Annotated in this window: 19 protein-coding genes; 6 read left to right on the forward strand and 13 right to left on the reverse strand. The window is 39.9% G+C overall.

Translation table 11 applies throughout. The features are described 5' to 3' along the window. Nucleotides 1-58 precede the first annotated feature (58 nt). From BUE31_RS24925 to BUE31_RS24945, 5 genes are read right to left on the reverse strand one after another with little or no spacing between them, the layout of a single operon-like run. Nucleotides 59-880, reverse strand: a complete 822-nt coding sequence (locus tag BUE31_RS24925; protein ID WP_073406585.1) for an SAM-dependent methyltransferase — start codon at nt 878-880, stop codon at nt 59-61. Further along, a complete protein-coding gene (locus tag BUE31_RS24930; RefSeq protein ID WP_073406586.1) occupies nt 880-2,340 on the reverse strand; it encodes a B12-binding domain-containing radical SAM protein in 1,461 nt (486 codons plus the stop codon). The genes BUE31_RS24925 and BUE31_RS24930 overlap by 1 nt, the downstream gene beginning before the upstream one ends. Nucleotide 2,341: 1 nt before the next feature. Further along, a complete protein-coding gene (locus BUE31_RS24935) occupies nt 2,342-3,388 on the reverse strand; it encodes a radical SAM protein (RefSeq protein ID WP_083620302.1) in 1,047 nt (348 codons plus the stop codon). A gap of 5 nt (nt 3,389-3,393) precedes the next feature. Next, entirely contained in the window at nt 3,394-4,137 is a 744-nt protein-coding gene (locus tag BUE31_RS24940; protein ID WP_073406587.1) for a class I SAM-dependent methyltransferase, read from the reverse strand. 10 nt (nt 4,138-4,147) lie between these two features. Further along, nucleotides 4,148-5,650 (reverse strand): B12-binding domain-containing radical SAM protein, encoded by a 1,503-nt coding sequence (locus tag BUE31_RS24945; protein WP_073406588.1) that lies wholly within the window; start codon nt 5,648-5,650, stop codon nt 4,148-4,150. A 269-nt stretch (nt 5,651-5,919) separates the two neighbouring features. Between BUE31_RS24945 and BUE31_RS24950 the strand changes: the two genes are divergently transcribed. Genes BUE31_RS24950 through BUE31_RS24975 form a run of 6 tightly spaced genes read left to right on the forward strand, consistent with a single transcriptional unit; the run spans nt 5,920 to nt 11,811 of the window. Next, nucleotides 5,920-6,660 carry a class I SAM-dependent methyltransferase gene (locus BUE31_RS24950; RefSeq protein WP_073406589.1) on the forward strand — a complete coding sequence of 247 codons (741 nt, stop codon included), beginning with the start codon at nt 5,920-5,922 and terminating at the stop codon, nt 6,658-6,660. After that, complete coding sequence (locus BUE31_RS24955; RefSeq protein WP_073406590.1) at nt 6,661-7,830, forward strand: amidohydrolase family protein; 1,170 nt, start codon at nt 6,661-6,663, stop codon at nt 7,828-7,830. Further along, entirely contained in the window at nt 7,827-8,834 is a 1,008-nt protein-coding gene (locus BUE31_RS24960) for a polysaccharide deacetylase family protein (RefSeq protein ID WP_073406591.1), read from the forward strand. Before BUE31_RS24955 ends, BUE31_RS24960 begins: the two co-directional genes overlap by 4 nt. Continuing rightward, the gene (locus BUE31_RS24965) at nt 8,827-9,777 is read left to right on the forward strand and encodes a GNAT family protein (protein WP_073406592.1); all 951 of its coding nucleotides are present in this window, start codon (nt 8,827-8,829) and stop codon (nt 9,775-9,777) included. Before BUE31_RS24960 ends, BUE31_RS24965 begins: the two co-directional genes overlap by 8 nt. A 1-nt stretch (nt 9,778) precedes the next feature. Beyond that, the gene (locus BUE31_RS24970; protein ID WP_073406593.1) at nt 9,779-10,693 is read left to right on the forward strand and encodes a hypothetical protein; all 915 of its coding nucleotides are present in this window, start codon (nt 9,779-9,781) and stop codon (nt 10,691-10,693) included. Nucleotides 10,694-10,710: 17 nt separating this feature from the next. Beyond that, a complete protein-coding gene (locus BUE31_RS24975) occupies nt 10,711-11,811 on the forward strand; it encodes a glycosyltransferase family 4 protein (protein ID WP_073406594.1) in 1,101 nt (366 codons plus the stop codon). Between the two features lie 159 nt (nt 11,812-11,970). On the opposite strand, the gene BUE31_RS24980 is transcribed toward BUE31_RS24975, so the two are convergent. The 8 genes from BUE31_RS24980 to BUE31_RS25015 form a co-directional block, all read right to left on the reverse strand. Further along, the gene (locus BUE31_RS24980; protein WP_073406595.1) at nt 11,971-13,029 is read right to left on the reverse strand and encodes a glycosyltransferase family 4 protein; all 1,059 of its coding nucleotides are present in this window, start codon (nt 13,027-13,029) and stop codon (nt 11,971-11,973) included. Then, the gene (locus BUE31_RS24985; protein WP_073406596.1) at nt 13,019-14,689 is read right to left on the reverse strand and encodes an ATP-binding cassette domain-containing protein; all 1,671 of its coding nucleotides are present in this window, start codon (nt 14,687-14,689) and stop codon (nt 13,019-13,021) included. The genes BUE31_RS24980 and BUE31_RS24985 overlap by 11 nt, the downstream gene beginning before the upstream one ends. Before the next feature lie 275 nt (nt 14,690-14,964). Beyond that, entirely contained in the window at nt 14,965-15,690 is a 726-nt protein-coding gene (gene aqpZ, locus BUE31_RS24990; protein WP_073406597.1) for an aquaporin Z, read from the reverse strand. A gap of 86 nt (nt 15,691-15,776) precedes the next feature. Further along, nucleotides 15,777-17,078: a sensor histidine kinase gene (locus BUE31_RS24995; protein ID WP_073406598.1), complete on the reverse strand. Its 1,302-nt coding sequence runs from the start codon at nt 17,076-17,078 to the stop codon at nt 15,777-15,779. Next, nucleotides 17,062-18,435, reverse strand: a complete 1,374-nt coding sequence (locus BUE31_RS25000; protein WP_073406773.1) for a sigma-54-dependent transcriptional regulator — start codon at nt 18,433-18,435, stop codon at nt 17,062-17,064. The genes BUE31_RS24995 and BUE31_RS25000 overlap by 17 nt, the downstream gene beginning before the upstream one ends. A gap of 237 nt (nt 18,436-18,672) precedes the next feature. Further along, the gene (locus BUE31_RS25005; protein ID WP_073406599.1) at nt 18,673-19,854 is read right to left on the reverse strand and encodes an ABC transporter permease; all 1,182 of its coding nucleotides are present in this window, start codon (nt 19,852-19,854) and stop codon (nt 18,673-18,675) included. 31 nt (nt 19,855-19,885) lie between these two features. After that, nucleotides 19,886-21,121, reverse strand: a complete 1,236-nt coding sequence (locus BUE31_RS25010) for an ABC transporter permease (protein WP_073406600.1) — start codon at nt 21,119-21,121, stop codon at nt 19,886-19,888. Nucleotides 21,122-21,145: 24 nt separating this feature from the next. Further along, complete coding sequence (locus BUE31_RS25015) at nt 21,146-21,814, reverse strand: ABC transporter ATP-binding protein (RefSeq protein ID WP_073406601.1); 669 nt, start codon at nt 21,812-21,814, stop codon at nt 21,146-21,148. Nucleotides 21,815-21,926 lie beyond the last annotated feature (112 nt).

Consider the following 21,926-nt stretch of genomic DNA (forward strand, 5'->3'; position numbering starts at 1 on the left):
AACTTGTATTGAGGTAACCTGTCCTACTGCAGACGCGAAGCATCGCGTCTCTACAGGATTATTTCCTTTTTAGCGAGATAATATAATAATCGCCGATGAATTTCCACGGCCAGGAACCTTTTAACTGATCCTCCTTATTTTTCAAAAACCGGTAAACCGAAGGATGCTTTTCTGCGAAGCCTCCGATGTATGATGGCGGTACAATGGTACACAGTCCTTCAATTCCCAACAGACAAAACTGATCTTTTAGCTGATCTATGATAAATGAAGGATTGTAATACCAGCATTTAAAGTAAACACCTTCAATATGGGCTTTGCTCCCATCGCTGCTAAAGAACCTTCTGAATGCTGTACGGAATTTGCCTTTAAATATCAACAGAGTTTCCCACAGGCAAAATTTCGGTAAAATAACAAGAGTTACTATTCCGCCTGGTTTTAGCAGATCATTGAAAGATGTTAGTACTTTATCCAATTCATTTGTACAATTAAGGCCTGCAAAGTTGGAAAAAATCTGATCATAAGGCCCTTTATTTTTTAGCTGACCGAGTTGCGTATAGGAACATATTTCAGTACTTACCTGATCTTCCATACCGGCCAGCGCAACTTTCCTTTTTAGTTCATTTTGCATTCCTACCGATAGATCTGTAGCATGTACCTTGAAGCCTTTTTGTGCAAAAAACAAAGCATCTTCGCCGGTACCGCTGTTTAATTCGAGGATAGAGTTGCCCGGTGATAAAAGTTGTAAAACATGATTGCGAACCCGTTCCCGTTTATATTTAATAATGGTATTGCCAGCGTATAACTCATCGAAGATTACGGATTGTGTGGTAAAAGCCGATTCTGCCTGCTGTTCATTAATATTTGCCTGCATGGTTTCCATTACGCTTCCTCCAGCTTTCTTAGCTTTATCCCTTCAATAAGCGTAGCGGGTGCGTAGTATAAAACAGATGCCGCTTTCCTGATGTTTTTAATATTGACGCTCAGCGGGTTATTGATCAGTTTAACCAGGCTGTTTTTCGCCAGGTGTTTATGATAGTTTTGATGTACGTATTTATGCAGTTGCTTATAATACGATGGCGGAAACGTGTTAGTGAACATCAGGGCCATTTCATCAGAATCTGTCCAGTTTGTTTTTTTCTTCAGATCGGCTTTTACTTTTTCATAAAATGAAGTGCCGGGCAATGGATACGATACCGAAATACCTATTTCAAAAGGCAAAAGCTCATTAATCATATTGATGGTGAGCCGGATATCCTCCTTCAGCTCGCCGGGGTAACCAAACTGAATAAAAAAGGATGGCTTTATACCATGCTCTTTCATCAGGTGGGTAGCTTCGCGGATCTGTTCAACCATAATGCCTTTATCCATGGCATCCAGGATCTTCTGCGAGCCGCTTTCAGCGCCAATCCATACGTTTTCGCAGCCTGAGTCTGCAAGTGCTTTTACCGTACCTTCATCTGCAAGCAGATCAGCCCGTGATTGGATCTTAAACCTGATCTTAATATTTTCCTCATGCAACAGCAATGCTAACGCTTTAACCCAACCGGGTTTTAACCCGAAAATATCATCGCAAAACCAAATGTGATCCATTTGGTAGCGTTCTTTAAGCAGCTTAATCTCAGCAACAACATTTTCCGTGCTGCGGGAATTATAGCGGTTACCATAAATTGGCTTGGCACACCAGTTACATTTAAACGGGCAGCCACGGGTAGTGCTCATGTTAAGCGAGAAATACCCGGCATGTTTCAGCCATGTTTGCCGGTATGTATCTATATTAATCAAATCCCAGGCTGGTAATGGCAGGCTGTCCAAGTCTTTCAAAACCGGGCGTCCCGGAGTTTTAGTAACTTTTCCATCTTTAATGTAGGCCAGTCCTTGTATTGTATCATAATCACTAAGGCCGTTTTCAATATGGTTAGTTAATTCCAATAAAGTATGCTCGGCCTCTCCTATTATTACAAAATCAGCGCCTTCATTTAAATAGCTTTCATAACGGTCGGTTGAGTCGGAGCTTGAAACAATTACCGTGCACCCTTCAGCTTTAGCTATCTTACACATGCTGAAAGCCGCCTCGCGCATGTTAGTAAGACACATTTTGGTGAGGTAATTAAAGCCATCATCATAAATCACAAAAAAATCAGGCTTGCTTTCTGTTAATGCAACTGTAACTTCTACGGGATCACTAACAAACATGGTATCAAAAAGCGAAACCGCGTAATCATTTTCGCGCATCAATGCTGCTGCATATATGGTACCTAATGGCGGATATGGCTGCCCCAAAGCCCATTGCTTAGGGTCAAAGCGTAAAAAGTAAGAATGTGAAAACAAGATACTTTTCATACTATGCAAGTTTTGTAAAAGGCGAAAGATTTAACGAGCATACGCATTTTACGCAGGCTGCATTTTTACTCATGTCCAAATTTCTCCTGAAGTTTATGGCACTTTCACTATTCAGAATATTTTCCAGCGATGAATCCCTGATATTCCCTATCACATCATGAAAAAAGCATGGCCGTACATTGCCGTCTGCTTCAATTACGGTTGATACCCAGGGAGCGTTGCACTTTTTAAACGGAAAGGGATTCAATCCATAAAACGCGGCATAATACTGATAAATGTCCCGGATCTTTTCCTTTGATTCGGCAATAAACCTTGTTTTAAAGTTATCCTCGTTATTGGTTATCCGGGTTATCACCTCCTGCAATTCGGGCAGCTCGCGTTCTGATATTAAGATCTCATCTTGCTTCGGCTCTTCCCAGGCCATTTGCCGGTTAAAGGCATGGCTGCTTACATCCGCAGGCAAAAAGCTCACCTGGTCAATCCCCATCAATTTTGATTCATTAATTATAGCATCCCAGTTCCTGAAATTAAGGCGATGGATCACTGTGCGGGCTGTTATCCTGTAGTTTGGATTGATTGATTTGATGTACTCCACTCCTTCCTTTAGTTTACTGAAAGCGTTGGGAATATTGCGGATAGCATCGTGCAGGGCTTCATCACCATCTAAAGAAACTATCAGGTCATCAACCAATTCTAAGATCTGGCGGGCATTCTTTTTAATGGTAAGCCCGGTTGTAAGCAGGGTGACCTTAATTTTATGCTGTTTCAGTATCTCGCACAACCTAAAGAAATTGACATTAAGCAGCGCCTCCCCTCCGGACATTAACACCTGCTGCGTTCCGAATTTTTTTAAGGCTCCCAGCAAAGCGGTCAGATCTTGCTCTGTTAGCTGTTTCAGGTTTTTGTTATCCTTCCAGATATCGCACATTACACAACGGCAATTGCAAGCGCTGTGCGGCATCAATATAACTATAGGCAATGCAGATATGATACTTGTTTTTAAAGTACGATACCTGTTATATGAACGATATAAGGATTGCCCTACCATATAATTTAGTGTTTTACTACGACCCAATAAAAAGGATCCTTTTTAGTGATCTTATTGATCAGGCGTTTCGGATTAAATAATATTTTATAATTGAACGGCTGCAGGTCATTTATTGAATGATGAAAATAATGAGCTGCCATTTCAGGATAACCTAACATTTCATAATATTCTTCCGTCCGTTTTGCCGCATTTGCAACTTCATTTGGCTTATAAAAATTGGTGTCCATTATATGGATCTCTCCATTTTTATTCAGGCATAAAAACGCACTTTCCAGTATGTTTTTAACAGACGAAAAATATTGAACAGATGCAGCGAACAGGATAATATCAAACTTTTGATCCTTAAACATTTTAGGTTCAAAACCTCCGCAGATAAACTCAAGATTATCCTTTTGAAAAACCCTTTTAGCCTGCATTATTTCCGGCTCATTAATATCAAGCCCGGTTACATTTGAATTTTTAACAGTTAAAAGTTTTGAAGAAAGCCAGCCATTCCCGCAGCCTATTTCTAAAATATTAAGCGGTTTGTTTTTTCCGTTAAGATAATCGATCAGTCTTTGAGCCGACCGCCTCCTGCTCTGCCATTCTTTAAAATGGACGTGATTGGCTTCAATATCAGGTAAAAACATAACCTGCCCGTCTGACAAAACACGTTTCTCTTTATATCTCACATCAATATAAAGATCACCAAAACCTGAACCTTCGGCTTCCTCTTGCTTACTCTCCTTCTTTAATTCAGTTATGTTCACGGTGCTTCAATTAAAATCCCTGAATTTCCGGCTGGCGGTATCTCCAAACTTTTTGCAACAGCTTTATCTCGTACGGATATTTGTAAAGGTTTACCTTATAGCGGAGCCCCGCTACCAGTTGGATCGCCTTTCTCTTGATCAGGTTAAGGCGGATATCGGTAACCGTAGGATACACCCCGTTCAGCACTGTCTCAAAGTTCCTGATCTTGTCTATCATCTCGGGAGTTAGCCATGGTGTAAGCGGGTTTTTCCGAAGGTCAAAACTTTCCCATGCCGGGCTGATCCAGTCTTCCAGCGTTTGCGGGAACCTGAAACCGCTGGCCAATACCTGTTTATACATCTCAGAGCCTTCTGTAGGTACGGGGCTATAGGTATAAATAATGATCTCCGTGCGCGGGTTTACATGCTTAACCTTTTTTATAAAATCAATCTCGAAATCAATCTGGGCCTGCACCTTTTCCTGGGTTGGCGCCGGTGTGCCCAGCACAAACGAGTATTCAGGGATGATATCGAACTTTTTAAGCCGTTCAGCAAATTCAATGATCTGGTTCCCGGTTTGGGTGCCACCTTTATCCATTTGCGCCAGCACCTCATTATTACCGCTTTCCGCGCCAAAGAAGATGATCTTACAGCCTGATTCACGAATAGCAGTTAATGAGGAATCCTTAAACTTACTCATGGTATCTATCCGCGCCATTCCCCACCAGGTCATGTTTTCATCTTTCATCAGCCTTGAAAACTCAACGGCACGTTTTTCTGAAACAAAGAAATTGTTATCATGAAACTCAATAGCATCGGCGCCCCATTTATCTTTTATGTATTTAACATCTTTATAAACAGCCTGTGCCGATTTGCCTTTCCACCGGGCCTCATAAATTGGCACAACCGCACAGAATGAGCAGGTGAACGGGCAGCCTATGCTTGAATGATAGGCAAGTGTTTTTTGGCCCAGGTATGTTTTCCCTAAAAATTTGGTGATAGGATAAAAAGTATTCAGCTTATCGTATGGTAATGGCGGCAACGAGTCCTGGTCTATCAGGTCTTCTTTGGCCGTTTTTGAGATACTGCCATCAGGCGCTTTGTAGATCAGGTTTTTTATAAACTCAAACGGCTGATCATACTCTAAAGCATCAATCAAATTTGGGAAAGCATGATCTCCGGGACCATTAATAATAAAATCAACATAACCAGAATAAAGCACCGAGTTTGGCTGGTTTGACGGAAAATATCCACCCCAGATCATTTTGGTATAGGGAAATTTTTCTTTTATAGCCTTTGCAGCCAAAATTGCCTGCCGTAATTGCGGGCCGGGCATAACCGTAAACCCCAGGTACTTAAATTCACCCGTGTTTAAATACGATTCTATTTTTTTTATGGGATCGGCTTCGCAATTGCCATCAACTATTACCCAATCATATTTTCCATCAACCGATGCGGCAATGTTTAAAATAGAATTTGGGATCCTGTATTTATTTATAGCGCTTTTGGGATTGAACAGTAGTATCTTACTCATGTTATATTCTCACAATATATTTGACAACAGGGCTGATCTCCGTAATACCGGCGGTAGTTATCCCGCCGGTATTTCCTTAACGGAGACGTCAGTTCACACAAAAACCAATTTAACCCCAATTAAACAATTACTCTGTAGTAATTACGCCCTGCTAAAAGCTAAGGTTGCCTGCTTTAATAAATAAAATTGCATAGGGCAACCCTCGTAAATAATTATACGTAATCTTTAGGTATACAACCTTTGGTTTTACATTTAAATTATACCCTGTTTTGATAGCAACATTAAAAAGGTACATTCATAAAAAGATCTTCCCGTCAATTATAAAAGAGCAGGGAGTTGTGGAAGCCTATGACATTTGGGCCGAAAATTACGATGCCCAGCCCGGTAACCTGATGCTTGACCTGGATGAACTGGTTTTTGGTGAATTACTGGGCACCATTGATATACAAAACAAAGAAATTGCCGATATAGGATGCGGTACCGGTCGGCACTGGCCTAAAATTTTAAAGGAAGATGTTGCAGGCTTAACCGGTTTTGATGTTTCGCAGGGAATGCTTCAGAAGTTGAAAGAAAAATTTCAAGGAGCCAATACCCATACCATTACAGATAACGCGTTTTCTGATATCGCTGATCATACTTATGACATCATCCTTTCCACCCTTACCGTTGCCCATATTGAAAATATTGAGGAAGCTTTGCAAGCATGGAGCAGGATCTTAAAAACTTCCGGGGATTTGATCATTACCGATTTTCATCCCAACGCTTTAGCTTCCGGCGGTCAGCGAACTTTCAAACATAATAATGGCCACATTGCTGTGCGCAATTTTGTGCATTCAACCAACGCGATAAGGGAAATACTTTTGAAAAATAATTTTAGGGTGGTTAGTGAAGTTGAAAAGAAAGTTGATGAAAAAGTAAGGCATTATTACCAGGCGCAAAATGCACTGCATGTATACGATAAATTTAAAGGCTTCCCGATAATTTACGGGATCCATTTCAGGAGGGGATAAATGATCCTTGGCAATATAAATATAATTGGCAATAACGAACCTGTAAACATCAGGGTTTGTAATGGAAAGATAGCGGATATTACTCCGGTATCTTCAAAAAACAAAACAGGTCACTTACAGCTAACTTTTGATGATGCCATTACATTTCCGGGACTTATAAACTCTCATGACCATTTGGATTTTAACCTCTTCCCTCAACTTGGCAACAAGAAATATCACAATTATACCGAATGGGGTAAGCATATCCACAAAACCTATAAAGATGAGATAGCCGCCGTTCTGAAAATCCCGGGGCTGTTAAGAGCTGAATGGGGTATATACAAAAACCTGCTTTGCGGTGTTACAACAGTGGTTAATCACGGTGAAAAATCAGGGTTGAAAAACGAGTTGATAACAGTGTTTGAAGAAAGCCAATGTTTGCATTCTGTCCATTTTGAGAAGAACTGGAAAATCAAGCTGAATAATCCCTTAAAGAGAGACCTGCCGGTAAATATTCATGTTGGCGAGGGCGATGACTGGCTGTCATTTAGGGAAATCGATCACCTGATCCAATATAACCTATTAAAAAGGAAGCTTATAGGGGTCCATGGCGTATCCATGTCGGCAATGCAGGCAGAAAAGTTTGAGGCACTGGTTTGGTGCCCTGAATCAAATTATTTTTTGCTGGATAAAACAGCGCCGGTGGATGAGCTTGCTAAGCATACCAAAATATTATTCGGCACAGATTCAACACTAACCGGGAGCTGGGATATTTGGGAGCACCTGAAATTGGCAAGAAAAACCAAATTACTTACCGACGAAGAGTTATATGCAGCCATGAATCAAAATGCGGCAAATACCTGGCAATTAAATACAGGCAGTATTAATGAGGGAAAGGATGCTGACCTTGTAGTTGCAAAACAACCTGCCGGAAAGAAAGGCCTTGATGCCTTTTTTGCACTTACTCCTGCTGATATATTACTGGTAATTCATAAAGGTGAGATTAGGTTGTTTGACCAGGCCATGTTGCCTCAATTACAGCCTATTGAATTGGACAACTACAGTAAAGTTTTTATAACCGGCGCGTGCAAGTATGTAAAAGGAGATCTGCCGGCATTGATAAAAATGATAAAGGCATACCAGCCGGATGTTAATTTCCCCGCAGATATAAATGAGCTTGTACCATTATGACCCTATCTCAAAAAATAAGCTCAAAATTGGCCGGGAAAATCAAATACCTGTTTAGGGATCTATGTCATGGATTAGGGTTTTATAAAAACTTCTACAGATCAGCAAGGGGAAGCAGGATCTTGTTATATCATGGCATTTGCGAGCATGATCATTTAAAATTCAATACCCTTTTCCTTACAAGGAAAACCTTTGAATCGCACCTTAAATTCTATAAAAAACATTTCAATGTACTATCGCTGGATGACTATTATCAACAAAAACTTAGCAATACCAGGTTCAATGTCTGTTTAACATTTGATGACGGTTTTGCTAATAACCATAAATATGTATTGCCACTTTTGGAACAATATGAAATACCTGCTACATTTTTTATTACCGCTATTCAAGTAGCAGGCTATGATATTTTGTGGAATGACTTTTTAAGCATTGCCGGTAAATATGGACCGGCTAAATTCAATTTTAAAGGCGAGGCTTATATAAAAGATCGCTATAACAAATATCTCTCAACTGATAATGGCATAAGTTTAGCCGAAAAATTAAGATTTAGCGGGTTTGATAAAAAAGTGGAGATGATGAAAGCGCTTTACCCTTTAGCACCATTTAAAACTAAAAAACAGGATGAAGATTACTGGCTGCAAATGACAACCCGGCAGATCAGGGAGCTCTCCGCCTCCCCTTTCGTAACTATCGGCGCTCATGGTTATTATCATAATGACCTGGCAAAAATCAACATCCGTGAAACAGCAGAAGAACTGGCCCTTACAAAGCAATATCTAGAAAATATTATTGAGAGGCCTGTAAACAGCTTTGCATTTCCGTATGGGTCATATAACAATGCCGTTATGGAAGCAGCTAAAAAGGCAGGCTATGAAAAGCTGCTTGCAACAGAATTTGTTAGTGCCGAAGATCACGATGATAATGCGATGCGCGAACGCTTAACGGTAAATCCGTTTATATCTGTCAATAATCAAATGTATGCAACTATAACCGGTAGTTATGAATAATAATCATCCAGACGTCCAATACATTGTAGAACGGCTAAATGCTAAAAATTTAACCGATATAGAACGGTTATATGTTGCGGTTTATGGCAAACAGGTGGCTCCCGGCTTTTTTACAAAAAAGTATAACACCGCATTTACAGGCGTTGAATATACAGGCTTCATTGCCTACAATAATCAGCGGCAGCCCATTGCTTTTTATGCGGTTATTCCCTGCTTTATAAAGTACGGTGATCAAATTATCCTTGCTGCACAATCAGCAGATACCATGACACACCCGGATCATCGCATTAAAGGGTTATTTGTTGAACTTTCGCTAACTACTTTTCAGCTATGCCGCGATTTAAATATCCAACTGCTTTTTGGGTTCCCTAATCAAAATTCATTGCCCGGCGCTGTAAATAAATTGAGCTGGCAAATAACAGATACAATGGATTGTTTTATTATCCATACGGGTAACTTTTCATGGAAATGGGTACTGGATAGGTTCTCTGTCCTGAAAATTTTATATGGTCGTTATCAAAAACGCATTTTAAAAAGGTACCTGGCTAAAGAAAACAGAATTGATAATTCAGTATTTAAAGATGACTGCTGTGGCGTATACCGTGATGAGCTTTACTTTAAATATAAAACCTATACCGATACCAAATTCATAAAAATAAATGCTTCAATTTTGTGGGTAAAAATAAGCGACGTACTTTTAATAGGTGATATATCCGTATTACCTGATGATTTTGATGATACGATGTATGAATTAAAAAAGCTTGCCAATAAGCTCGGCATAAAGCAGATTCATTTTCATGCATCGCCCGGTACAACTTTGCATAGTCTATTCGCTATGCGCTTTAATTCAATCCCTTCCTTCCCGGTATTATTTAAAGTTTTGGATTGGGATTTACAGATAGATAAGATTAAATTCACTTCAGCAGATATAGATACCTTTTAATATGGGTTTTATAAACAAACTTTTTTTTGGCAATAAGAAAATAAGCACCTTTAAAATAGCAAGGCTGCACGCAAACGAAATTGAGGAAAAAGTTTATTTAAGAAATGGCATGCACCAGGCGGATATCACCTCGACCAACAGCATGATCTGCCTCGATCCGTTCTGCATGGCAGCGTGGTTAACCACCGGGCAGGCAGCTTTAATCAGCAACCAGCAAGCGCAAATCCATTTTATGAAAGGCAGCCAGTTGAATGCGGCTATCGATGTGTCATTAATTGAAAAGATTGCCACACCCCATGGTGTATTATTTTTATACAAGGTCGGGCGTGTAAAAAACTACCAGCTAAGCACCCTTCACAGGTTAGTGTTGTTCACTTACTTTCTGCGTTCAAAAGCCAATACCTATTACAGTCGCAAGGTTATAAGCGCCATGTATTCCTATCCGCGAAGCATTATCATTGTATCTTATAAAGATGCTGATTACTGCAATATATTCCCAATGGATATTCACGGCTATATAAAGGAAGAAGGAATGTATCTATTAGGTTTAAGAACCACCAATGTTACTCTTGATAAAATTCTTACTGCCAAAAAAGTAGTGGTTTGCAATACCAATGATGTTGATATAAATACGGTTTATGATTTGGGGAAACATTCTAGCAGATCACCCACAACACCTGATCATTTACCATTTAAAACTACGGAAAGTGAGCTTTTCGGATTCCCGGTGCCCGATTTTGTTGGCTCCTATAAAGAAATAGAGATCATCACCAACAAAAAAATGGGCTATCATATGCTGATGGTTGGCAAAGTTTTAAATAAAAAACAGGTAAAAAGTAATCCGTCATCACTTTACCATATTGGTTTTTTACAGTTTCAAAACAGTACTTATAAAAGTATAGATGGGTTATTTTAATTTAAAGTGAAGCATTTATGCTGTATGTATCCATAAGCTATAGTTACTCCCCTGACTTTAACACGCCCGAAAGCTGGTTTAAAAGAACAGCGGGCTACGCTGAGATCTTTGAATGGCTGGCTAAGGAGAATAAGGTAATCAGCGTAAAGCAGATCAATTATGAAGGAGTGGCCTCGCACAATGGCGTTGAATACCAATTTATAAACTTAAACCGGGAAAAAACGCATTTCCCGTTCCGGCTAAACAGGTTTATAAAGGGCTTAAATCCTGATATGGTGATCGTACAAGGATTACATAACCCAATTCAGTTGATCCTCCTCCATTCTATCTTAAATAAAAACACAAAGATCATTGTCCACCATCACGCCGAAAAGCCCCTGCCCGGCATCAAAAAATATGCACAAAAATTAGCCGACCGTTTTGTTGATGCTTATTTGTTCGCCTCGATGGACATGGGATTGGATTGGGTTAAAAAGGGCAACATCTCATCGGCCAAAAAAATTCACGAGGTAATGGAGGTTTCTTCCAATTTCTATCCTGTTGATAAAGCATTGGCAAAGCATAAAACCAACGCATCAGGCAATGCAGTTTTTTTATGGGTAGGCCGGCTAAATGACAATAAAGACCCGCTAAATGTGGTAAGGGCGTTTTTGAAATATGCAAAAAACAATCCTGCCGCACGTTTATACATGATCTATCATACCGATGAATTGCTTGGAGATCTCAACGCCCTGCTTAAAAATTCCCCTGCAGGACATGCAATTATTTTGATCGGAAAGGTACCCCACGATGATTTATTGTATTGGTTTAACAGTGCAGATTTTTTGATCTCAGGCTCACATTATGAGGGCAGTGGCACAGCTGTTTGCGAGGCCATGTCATGCGGTTGTGTGCCTGTTGTAACTGATATCTTCTCATTCAGGATGATCACTGATGATGGTAAATGCGGGCTGTTGTATGAGGCAGGAAATGAAGCTGCTTTATTGAATGTATTGAATCAAATTGGTAAATTAGATTTAGAGGAAAAACGGGAATTATGTTTAAGCTATTTTAGGGAGAAATTGTCATTTTCGGCTATTGCGAAGCAGATTGCTGAGATTGCTGAGGGGTTAAATTAATTAAAACATGTCATTGCGAGCGAAGCGTGGCAACCGCATGCCATGCACAACCGCCAATACAAGTTCTACACCTTTCTGTTCGCTCTGTATAACATGCGATTGCTTCGTACCTCGCAATGACATAGGGGCGAATTAGTTTTATAAAGAATCCGGGAACAATCAATCCACAAACAAGCTAACCATATTCTTGGCAATCTCTTGAATAGTACACATTAAAACCGGCTCATGATCTGTCTTTTTATTTTTAAGGATAGAAAGCAGTTTGGCGTTCATTTCTTCCGCGCTATTTACAACATGATGATGGCGGTAATTTTTATCCATCGGCTTGCAAAACGAAACCACCTGGGCACCAGCATATAAAGCCTCGGATAGTACAGCGCCAAATCCCTCATAGTTTGAGGGGTGTAAAAATATTTTTGACCGCTGCATTAACTTTAATACTTCTTTATGGGGCAGCTCGCCTTTGAATGTAAGGTTATTATCTAAGTTTTTTGACCGCGCTAATGATCTTAACCAATCCAGATCCGGACCCTTACCACAAATAACAGCTTTAATATGCGGGTAAAATTCTTTTAAATAACTTACCGACTCAATAAAAACGTCATACTGTTTTAACGGAATTAATGCCCCTGCACCCAAAATATCAAGATCTCTTCTATGAGTTGCTGTACTAAACTGAGAAGGATCAATTCCCACTGGAATTACCTGGGCTGGCGTTATTCCATAATTTTTCTTTACTTCCCTTACAACAAAATCTGATAACGCAATCAGCTCATCTCCCTTAGGCTTTATCCATTTAAAATACTTGTTATATTTCCTGGCATCCTGGCCCAGCAGCCAGCTATAGTGAGTTAAACCATGTTTTTTTGCAAACCTGCTGCCTACAAATGCACATTCGCCAAACCAAAAGCTTAGTAAGCCTATTATTTGATATTCTTTATGCAGCTTTTTTAGGATCAGCCACGCTTTTTGCCATGTAATAAGGCGAAAGATCCGGCCTTTATCTTTCCCGCCAATAGCAATTACCCTAACACCGTGCCATTCATATTCGGCTGCGAAAAACGGGTATTGAAAAGTTAAAACAACAATATTAAGGCCCGGACAAACCTCTTTTAATGCTTTTACAAAGATCTGCTGGGGAGGCAAGCAAGTGGTATCGGCCTTATCTTTAGGAAAGCCGGGGCTGAGAATCACCAGAGTTTGCCGCTTATGCTTCATCTATCGCTATTATTTTATTACAATAACTCAGGCTGCCTTTATTATGTGTAATGAACAGGATCATTTTACCCTGCCCGGCAAGTACTTGTAATTGTTTAAGGATCTCGTTTTCCGAAACACCGTCCATTTCGCTGAATGGCTCGTCAAGGATCAGCAGGTCAAAATCATGGTATAAGGCCCTTGCCAGCATGATTCGTTGCCGCTGGCCTCCGCTGATATTCTTCCCGTTCTCATTAATGACCTTTTCAAACCCCTCAGGATATTTATCCAATAGCTTATCAACTCCGCTTAAGGCAATCGCTTCCCTTCGCTTGTTGGGGTAATGGTCATATTCAGAAAGTGTAATATTTTTAAGGATAGTATCATTAATAAAAAATGGCTGTTGCTTAACGTAGGAGATTCGGTTACGATAAAGCGCCAGTTCATCAGCATCGCATATTTTTTCATTTATGCTGATGTTGCCGGAATCAGGCGTTAAAAAACCAAGCATCAGGTTAATAATAGTTGTTTTCCCTTTACCTGAATTTCCCGAAATACCAACAAGATCTCCCGGTATTACTTCAAAACTCAGGTCGTTTAAAACCAGATGCTGTTTATATTTAAAGCAGATGTTTTGATAACTTATTGATCTGATGGGTTGAGATGGTTTTTCATCTTTTGCTGGTGATGTTTTGGTGTTATCCGGCAAAAGATCAGTTAAAGTAAACTGGTAAGTTTTTATCTGCCCGGTACAGTTCAATATTTTCACAATACCGGGGATGATCTTATAAGCGGCAGCCATAAAAACGCCAATGGTCAGCATGTTTATAGCAGGTGCATCAGCAGATAATTTATTGATAACCACCAATATTAAAAAACCCAGCACAGCAAAGATCTCTACCAGGCGCGATGGCAGGCTTTGTAAAGTTTGCTGGGTGGCTATATTTTCATTCAGTTGATCCTGGTACCCGGAATAGCGGTCTGTAAAAAAGCCTTCTTTGTGGTAGATATTACTTTCAACATAGCCGGCAAGCGCTTCATGCAAGTGTTGCAGTGTTTTCTCGCTGGTTATTTTTACCTGGCTGCGTACATCTTTTAGTTTTTTACGGATATACCAGCCCAGCAAAACTACCGGCGGCAGCAAAAGCACAAACAGCAATAAAAAGAGCGAAGGATGATAAAACAGGATTGCGCAAATAGTAAAAAAGATCAAAATAATTTGAGATACGATCTGCTGAAAATTGGTAAGGATATAATGACTAAACTCAATCGGTTGCTGGCTAATACGCCTCACCAGCACTGAAGAATCAATTGTTACAAAGCGGCTGTAATCATCCGATAAAAAATTTAACAAATTTCTTTTTGACAGCCTTGATGCTACATTATAAAAAAAATGGTGCTGCGATTTTAGCCCGGTAAAACCAAACCAGTTTTTGATGCTGAAAAGAATAAAAAAGATGCCGATAAGCAATAATGAACCGGGGTTTAATAGTGCCTGTGGCAGGAATAAAATTTTAGCCGGCGCTGCGTTTTTTGTATAAAGGTTTAATACAAACAGCAACATCGCCAAAAAGGCAATATCAAGCATACCAATAACAAGGTCGAAGACAATTAGCTTATATAGCTTTATCTTTTCCCTGCTATTTAAAATAGCTGAAATACCTGATAAAATTTGCTTCAACTGCTTAAGGATGTGCTTTGAGTGATTGGGTTAATTACCTATAATCACAGTACGCGCGGCCAGGCAGATTGGTTGCCTGTACATCCGGAATGTTTATTAGTATAGAAGTTGGAAAAATTGTCATTGCGAGCGAAGCGTGGCAATCGCAAACCATGCATTTACGCTTTGCAGGTAGCACATTGTTATACTGCTCTGTAAAGTTCGCGATTGCTTCGTACCTCGCAATGACAAGGGGATGTATTATAGTATATCTAATTAAAATTCAATAATTTATATTACGCTGCATCTTTTGTTTCCAAAATCCCTTTCCAAAAACCGGCTGCTAAAAGGCCGCCAAGTATTGGAGCAACAATAAACAGCCAAAGCTGGCTAAGCGCTTTACCACCGGCAAACAATGCAGGGCCTAAGCTACGGGCAGGGTTTACAGATGTACCTGTTATAGGAATAACAACAAGGTGGATTAAGGTAAGCGATAAACCTATTGCAAGGCCGGCCATTGCAGGGTTTGCACGTTTTGATGTGGTTCCGTAAATTACAATAAGGAACAGGAACGTAAATACCGTTTCGGCTATGAAAGCTGATTGGGTTGAGTACTTACCAAGGTAAGTTTCGCCCCAGCCGTTTGCACCAAGCGCATATTCACCCATGGAAAAGCCTGGTTTACCTGATAACAATAAATACAAAATCCCGGATGCGCAAACGGCCCCGATACATTGCGAAATTACATAGCCAATACAGTCTTTAAAGCTTAATTTGCCCGCAGCCAGCATTGAAATTGAAATGGCTGGATTAATATGACAACCGGAAATAGGCCCGATTGTATAAGCCATAACAACAACGCTAACCCCAAAAGCCAATGAGATACCCAGTAAACCAATACCTGAAGGGGCAATTCCTTCAGCATTGGCGCCGGCAATAACAGCCGCACCGCATCCAAACAAAACAAGGCAAAATGTACCGACTAATTCGGCTACGTACTTAGTAATTGGTTTAGTTTCCATAATTCATCAAAAGATTTAAGGTTAAATATTCTATTAAATATAGATAACTAATTACCAATTATAAAAATTTGGGGATAAATAAAATATTAAGTGAACAATATGGTAAACTCCGTTTTCTTAGGAGTTACTGTTTTTAATGAGAACTCAAAACCATGATTAACCAGGATCTCCCTTACCAGGGTAAGGCCTATCCCCTGCCCATCTTTTTTTGTACTGAAAAATGGAGAAAAAAGATTTGCAGTTTGCCCGGCGCTGATGCCCGAACCTGTATCAGCTATAACAAGGCTCCTTCTATCCTCCGTTGTAGTAAAAACTATTTCGCCATTAAAATCAATCGCCTCAATAGCATTTTTAACAATGTTAATTAATACCTGCTCCATTTGCTGCTCATCGGCCATAATATTGAAAGGCCCCTCTGTTAGTTGAAATTTAAATTCAATCTCTTTCTCTATGGCTTTAATACCCATTAGCTTAGTAACAGCGTTAACCAACTGGTGCAGATCAACAGGTTGTTTATTTGCAGCAGGAAGCTTTACCAGCTCAGCAAAATTGCGCATAAAGAAATTAAGGTTTTGGTTGCGGTCTACAGCTACCTGCAAAGCGTCTTTAAGCGTATTAAACTGGTGACTTTCCCAAAGCTGGTCGGTTTTCAAAGCAGATTGCATGATGGAGTTAACCGGACCAATCGTATTATTAACCTCATGGGCCATCATCCTGATCACTTTGCCATAAACATTCTTTTCTGCTGCAACAATTTCAGCGGTCAGATCCTCGATCATAATAAAATGCCGGGAAAAACCACGGTCAATAAAATGCGATTTTTGAAGCTTATAGGTATTTATCCCGACAGCTTTAACCATAACCGTTTCGCCCGATCTTAAAAGCTTTATCTGTTCAAATAATGGATGAGCGAGTTTATCAATAGGATAATTGAGCACCTGGTTTGCCGTTGACCCTATAATTTGCAATGCTTTTGGATTGATCTGCTGTACCTTATCGTCAAAGTCTAAAATAACTATCCCGGTCGGCGATGTAAAAATGAGTTTTTCTAAAAAGAAATGCTGTTGTTCCTGCCGGGTACGCTCTGTTCTTAGTTCATCCATCATCTGATTATAAACATCTGTTAACTGATCTATCTCATGCTTGCCGGTTGAGAGGAATTTCACATTAAAATCACGGTCCTTTATTGCATCCACACCCTGCATCAAGGTTTTTAAGGGCTGGATAAGCTGTCTGTATAATTGTATTGCTACAACTATTGAAATAATTACAAATACCTCAGATACAATGAACCAGACTTTGTTGTCATTAAAAATAAAATAAGTAAGCGTAAGCGCTACCAGGTGTATTATAACAACAAATAAAATATACTTAGTCCTCAGCTTCATCGTAAGGGATTTGATATTTATCCAGGCGGCGATACAATGCGCTGCGGGTAAGGCCCAAAGATACAGCTGCTTTTGCAATTTTATTTTTATGATACTCCATTGCCCGTTTTATCATCTCTACCTCTACTTCTTCCAGCGTTAATGTGCCAATACCCGGTAACCGGATATCTCCCTTTTTAACAGGTGAAAGCTCCAGTTGCGAACGAAAATCGTCAATATCCAACTCATCGTTTTTACTCACTAAAATAGTTCGTTCCACTATATTCTTCAACTGCCTTATGTTGCCGGGTAAAGGTAATTGCTGTAACCATTTCATTGCATTGGCGGCTACCGATAGTGATGGACGGCCATAAATTTCCTTTAAATTATCAATAAAGTAATTAACCAGCAATGGAATGTCTTTTGACCTATCGCGCAAAGCGGGCAGATAAATGGTAATTAAGTTTATCCTATATAACAAGTCTTCCCGAAAGGTGGTTCTGCTTACCATTTCGTTCAGGTTCTTATTGGTAGCGCAAACTACCCTCACATCTACAGTTTTGGAGCGGCTGCTGCCCAGCACTTCATAGGTTCTATCCTGTAAAACGCGTAACAGCTTAACCTGGCTGCCGGCGTCAAGGTCGCCTATTTCATCCAAAAATATAGTCCCTTTGTTTGCCATTTCAAACCTGCCGGTACGGTCAAAACGGGCATCGGTAAAGGCGCCGCGCATATGGCCGAACATTTCGCTTTCAAATAACGAGGTGGAGATGCCGCCCAGGTTAACCTTTATAAACGGCTTATTTTTACGTAAGCTATTTTGATGGATAGCCTCGGCGATGAGCTCTTTACCTGTACCACTTTCCCCCATTATCAATATAGACGCATCAGTGCCGGCTACCCTGCCAATGGTTTCTAAAATATTCAGCATTTTAGGATCTTCCCCAATTATGTGCTGAAAGTTATAGGTTTTATCAAGTTCCTTTCGGGTGTGGTGCTCTGTCTTTTTTTCTTTCAGGTCAAGCAGTGTTTTAACCGATTGCAGCAAATGATCATTGCTCCATGGCTTATTGATAAAATCATTTGCGCCCAGCTTCATGCCTTGTACAGCCAGCTCAATACTTGCCCAGCCCGTTATCAATATAATGGGGATGGATGCATTTAACTGCTTTATTTGACCCAAAAGCTGCATCCCCTCCTTACCCGAAGTATCGTTCGAGAAATTAAGATCAAGGATGATCAGTTCCGGCTCGTTCTTCTTTATACTTTTTATAGCCGCAGCCGGCTCAGCACAGTCCGCTGCATCATACCCCTCGTCTTTTAACAACAGGAGCAGTGAAGTTCTTACCGCGATATCATCATCAATTACTAATATCATATTTACATACAAGTATAAGAATAACCGGGATTAAGTGATTAAAGGATTTTGCCGGATGTTTGGGTAGTTCAATATTCTGAACCGGGATTAAACAGATTATGAGATTTTTCAGATTTTGGCTAATGGATACAGCCGATAGTTTTCTTTTACACCTGCAATTCCATTTGATAAAATCCTTTAATCACTTAATCCCGGCTCTTTTTACATCCAACAAAATCCCCTTAATCCCGGTTCAGACTACTCCTCATGCAACGCCACCGCCGGATAAATTGCAGCAGCTTGCTTACCTGGGTATAGTGAACAAACCAGCACCAGCAAATAGATAAATACGATTGATAATGCCATAGCAACCAAATAAACACTTGCCTGCAGATCAAACACATTTAGCAGTGGGAACTGAACTGCAAAAAAAGACCCGACGATTAATGATAATGTTGCCAGGATCATAGATTCGGAAACCAGTTGTGATGATACAGACTGCCCGGTTGCACCTACGGCACGCCTCAGCCCGATCTCGCCCCTCCGTTTATTAATATTATACCACATAACTCCGAACAGCCCCAGCGCCACGTTTATAACCAAAAAGCAGGCAACTATCAGCGTTACAATCATAGGCACCAGGCTAAAAAGATTGGTGCTTTTCCTTTTATTTACCATATGCTCAATCTCCACATTGGAGTTTTTCATATAATTGGCCAGGGTCTTATACAAATGACCCTCAAACGCAGCGTCAGCATTGGGTGTAACCTGGATCATCATCTTACCCAACCCACGATACGAACCTGTATCTGTTCTTATATAAATAGCCTCCTTTGCAGGGAAATAATCGCCTTTTGCTTTAACACCCTGTACTACACCAATTACCTTCATATTGAATTTCTTTTCGTCCTGGCCAACCAGCTTACCTATTGCTTCGTCCTTGCCAAACAATTTCTCCTTCAATTCTTCATTAATTACAACCGACTTGTATTTTGCAGCTGCATCCTCTTTACTAAACCATCGGCCTTCAGATAATTTCAGATTGAAAGCATGCTTGTAATTATCGTCTGCGTTGTAATAGTCAGCATTGGGGTTTAACTTTTTATAATGAACGTCTCCACTCCACCGATTATTCGAAAAGGGAACGTTATCGCTGCAAAAGCTCACTTCTTTTACCTGGGGCATTGTTTTTATGTTTTGCCGTAAGTTTTCGTAAAACATATTAAGCGAGTCGGTATTTTTTGTACTGATGGTATTATTGTAATTAACCATCCAAAGGTTTTGATATTCAAATCCCATAGGCTTTTTATAATTGTCGTAATAAAACACTATCAGTGAAAACACTGCGAATATGATCAGGAACGAGACCAGCATCTCGGACATTAATAAAAAGTTTTGTTTCTTTTTATTCCAGATCAGTTTAAATAAATGCTTGAACATAATATTTTGATTTAAATGATTTGATAATTAATTATTGACCTTTTAAAGCAGTCACCACATTTAGTTTTGACATTCGCCAGGCGGGATAAACTCCCGACAGCAAACCAAAAACCAAACATACCAGCAAACCAATAAACAATACCGTAAAATTGATAGACAGCTCCAGGTTTGGAATAAGGTTTGCACTGTTCAGCACCTGCAAAGCTATGAATGACAGCACCATCCCTATTATTCCGCCCAATAAAGTAAGGATAATATTTTCGACTATAAACTGGTAAACCAATGTTCTTGACGAGGCGCCAAAAGCTTTCCGCACACCTATCTCAGACGAGCGTTCCATAATACGGGTGATATTAATATTCACCAGGTTTAAGGTAGGCAATAACATTAATATGAACGCGAATATGCTGATGGCGGTAATTACAATAAAAGTTCCGGAATGCTTTTCGTCCCCATTATCAACATACGACCTGATATAAGTATCAGCATGGCTAAAAATATGGTCGAACGTCTTTTTGTCTTCCACAGGCAGCCTTTGTATCATTTGCTCATACTCATCATGCATTTTGTCTACATCGTCTTTTGAATTAGCAAGTAGAATACCAAAATAATCACCCTGATATCCTTTATTGCTTTTATATCCCCCATCCTTGGCTACCGTATAGGGAAGATAAATATCACTGTATAACATATAACTGGTAACAGGCACGCTTTTTATTACACCAATAACCCGGTATTTTACATTATCGGCTTCAATGTTCTTGCCTACTACATTCGGAACATCACCGAAATATTCCTTTTTCATATCCTCAGATATAACGGCCACCTTGTCAGCATTTGTTACTTGTTGCTTGTTAAACGCCTTTCCTTCTAAAAAATCATATTCAAGCACATCCCAATATTCAGCATTGGTGTACTTATAATTCACTTCTATTTTCTTATTGTTAACATAAGTATTCGTCCCGCTAAAGCCTGAAGAAATGGCTATTTTAACAGGTGTTTTTAAACTCCCGGCGTAATGTGTTAAAAAATAAAACGACGGCGGCCCTGAAGATGTAGCGTCTTTGCCTACCTGGGAGATCCGTGATACATATAATGAACGGTCGCGTTTTTTATCGGGATAATTATCGCCGACAACCTTATCAATAAATGCGGTTAATACCAGCAATATGGTAAGCGTGAAGCTGATGCCGAACAAGCTGATAAAAGTGAAGAACTTTCTCCTGCGTAATACCGCTATGGCTATTTTAAAATAATTTTTAAACATGGTTTTAATTTTTAAAGCCGATAATTACTGAACCTGCGAGCCATCAAATAAGCGAACCAGGCGATGGGTTTTGTGCGCCATATTTTCATCGTGCGTAACCATCACTATGGTGGTACCATCTTTTTGATTAAGCTGCATCAGGATGTCCATAATTTCGTTGCCCATGGCGCTGTCAAGGTTCCCAGTTGGCTCATCTGCCAAAATAATTTCCGGGCGACCAACTATTGCCCTCGCTATAGCTACACGCTGTTTTTGTCCGCCTGATAATTGGTTTGGGAAATGTTTTACGCGATTGGCAAGTCCGACCTTTTCCAGCGCTTCGGTAGCAAGCCGCTTTCTTTCCTTTGCAGATACAGAAGAACGGTATAGCAGCGGTAATTCCACGTTATCCAGTACCTGCAGATCATTTATCAAATGATAGCTTTGGAAAATAAAGCCCAGCTTCTGGTTGCGGAAATGCGCCAGCTGTTTGTCTGACAGGTGATCTGTTTTTTGATCAGCTATTTTAATAGCCCCTTTTGATGGCAGATCAAGCAGCCCTATAATATTAAGCAGGGTGCTTTTTCCGCAGCCTGACGGCCCCATAATGGATAGGAACTCGCCCTTGGCTATATCCAGGCTAATGCTGTTTAGCGCCAATGTTTCTACTGTATTGGTGCGATATACTTTTTCGATGTTTTGTAGAGATATCATTTGTTTAATTATTGAATTTGTGCTTTTTTATTGTTTGATTGAAGTATAGTTATATTGTTGATTTTTTTATTAGTCGAATGCTTCAAAGATTAGCTTTCGCCTTTTACTCTTC

It is taken from the genome of Mucilaginibacter sp. OK098 (assembly GCF_900142915.1).
In the GTDB taxonomy this organism is placed as follows: domain Bacteria; phylum Bacteroidota; class Bacteroidia; order Sphingobacteriales; family Sphingobacteriaceae; genus Mucilaginibacter.

Excerpts from the sequence above, each read along its gene's own strand:
- BUE31_RS24925 (WP_073406585.1), bottom strand. The coding sequence starts at position 880 with ATGGAAACCATGCAGGCAAATATTAATGAACAGCAGGCAGAATCGGCT.
- BUE31_RS24930 (WP_073406586.1), bottom strand. The coding sequence starts at position 2,340 with ATGAAAAGTATCTTGTTTTCACATTCTTACTTTTTACGCTTTGACCCT.
- BUE31_RS24935 (WP_083620302.1), bottom strand. The coding sequence starts at position 3,388 with ATGGTAGGGCAATCCTTATATCGTTCATATAACAGGTATCGTACTTTA.
- BUE31_RS24945 (WP_073406588.1), bottom strand. The coding sequence starts at position 5,650 with ATGAGTAAGATACTACTGTTCAATCCCAAAAGCGCTATAAATAAATAC.
- BUE31_RS24955 (WP_073406590.1), top strand. The coding sequence starts at position 6,661 with ATGATCCTTGGCAATATAAATATAATTGGCAATAACGAACCTGTAAAC.
- BUE31_RS24960 (WP_073406591.1), top strand. The coding sequence starts at position 7,827 with ATGACCCTATCTCAAAAAATAAGCTCAAAATTGGCCGGGAAAATCAAA.
- BUE31_RS24965 (WP_073406592.1), top strand. The coding sequence starts at position 8,827 with ATGAATAATAATCATCCAGACGTCCAATACATTGTAGAACGGCTAAAT.
- BUE31_RS24970 (WP_073406593.1), top strand. The coding sequence starts at position 9,779 with ATGGGTTTTATAAACAAACTTTTTTTTGGCAATAAGAAAATAAGCACC.
- BUE31_RS24975 (WP_073406594.1), top strand. The coding sequence starts at position 10,711 with ATGCTGTATGTATCCATAAGCTATAGTTACTCCCCTGACTTTAACACG.
- BUE31_RS24980 (WP_073406595.1), bottom strand. The coding sequence starts at position 13,029 with ATGAAGCATAAGCGGCAAACTCTGGTGATTCTCAGCCCCGGCTTTCCT.
- aqpZ (WP_073406597.1), bottom strand. The coding sequence starts at position 15,690 with ATGGAAACTAAACCAATTACTAAGTACGTAGCCGAATTAGTCGGTACA.
- BUE31_RS24995 (WP_073406598.1), bottom strand. The coding sequence starts at position 17,078 with ATGAAGCTGAGGACTAAGTATATTTTATTTGTTGTTATAATACACCTG.
- BUE31_RS25000 (WP_073406773.1), bottom strand. The coding sequence starts at position 18,435 with ATGATATTAGTAATTGATGATGATATCGCGGTAAGAACTTCACTGCTC.
- BUE31_RS25005 (WP_073406599.1), bottom strand. The coding sequence starts at position 19,854 with ATGTTCAAGCATTTATTTAAACTGATCTGGAATAAAAAGAAACAAAAC.
- BUE31_RS25010 (WP_073406600.1), bottom strand. The coding sequence starts at position 21,121 with ATGTTTAAAAATTATTTTAAAATAGCCATAGCGGTATTACGCAGGAGA.
- BUE31_RS25015 (WP_073406601.1), bottom strand. The coding sequence starts at position 21,814 with ATGATATCTCTACAAAACATCGAAAAAGTATATCGCACCAATACAGTA.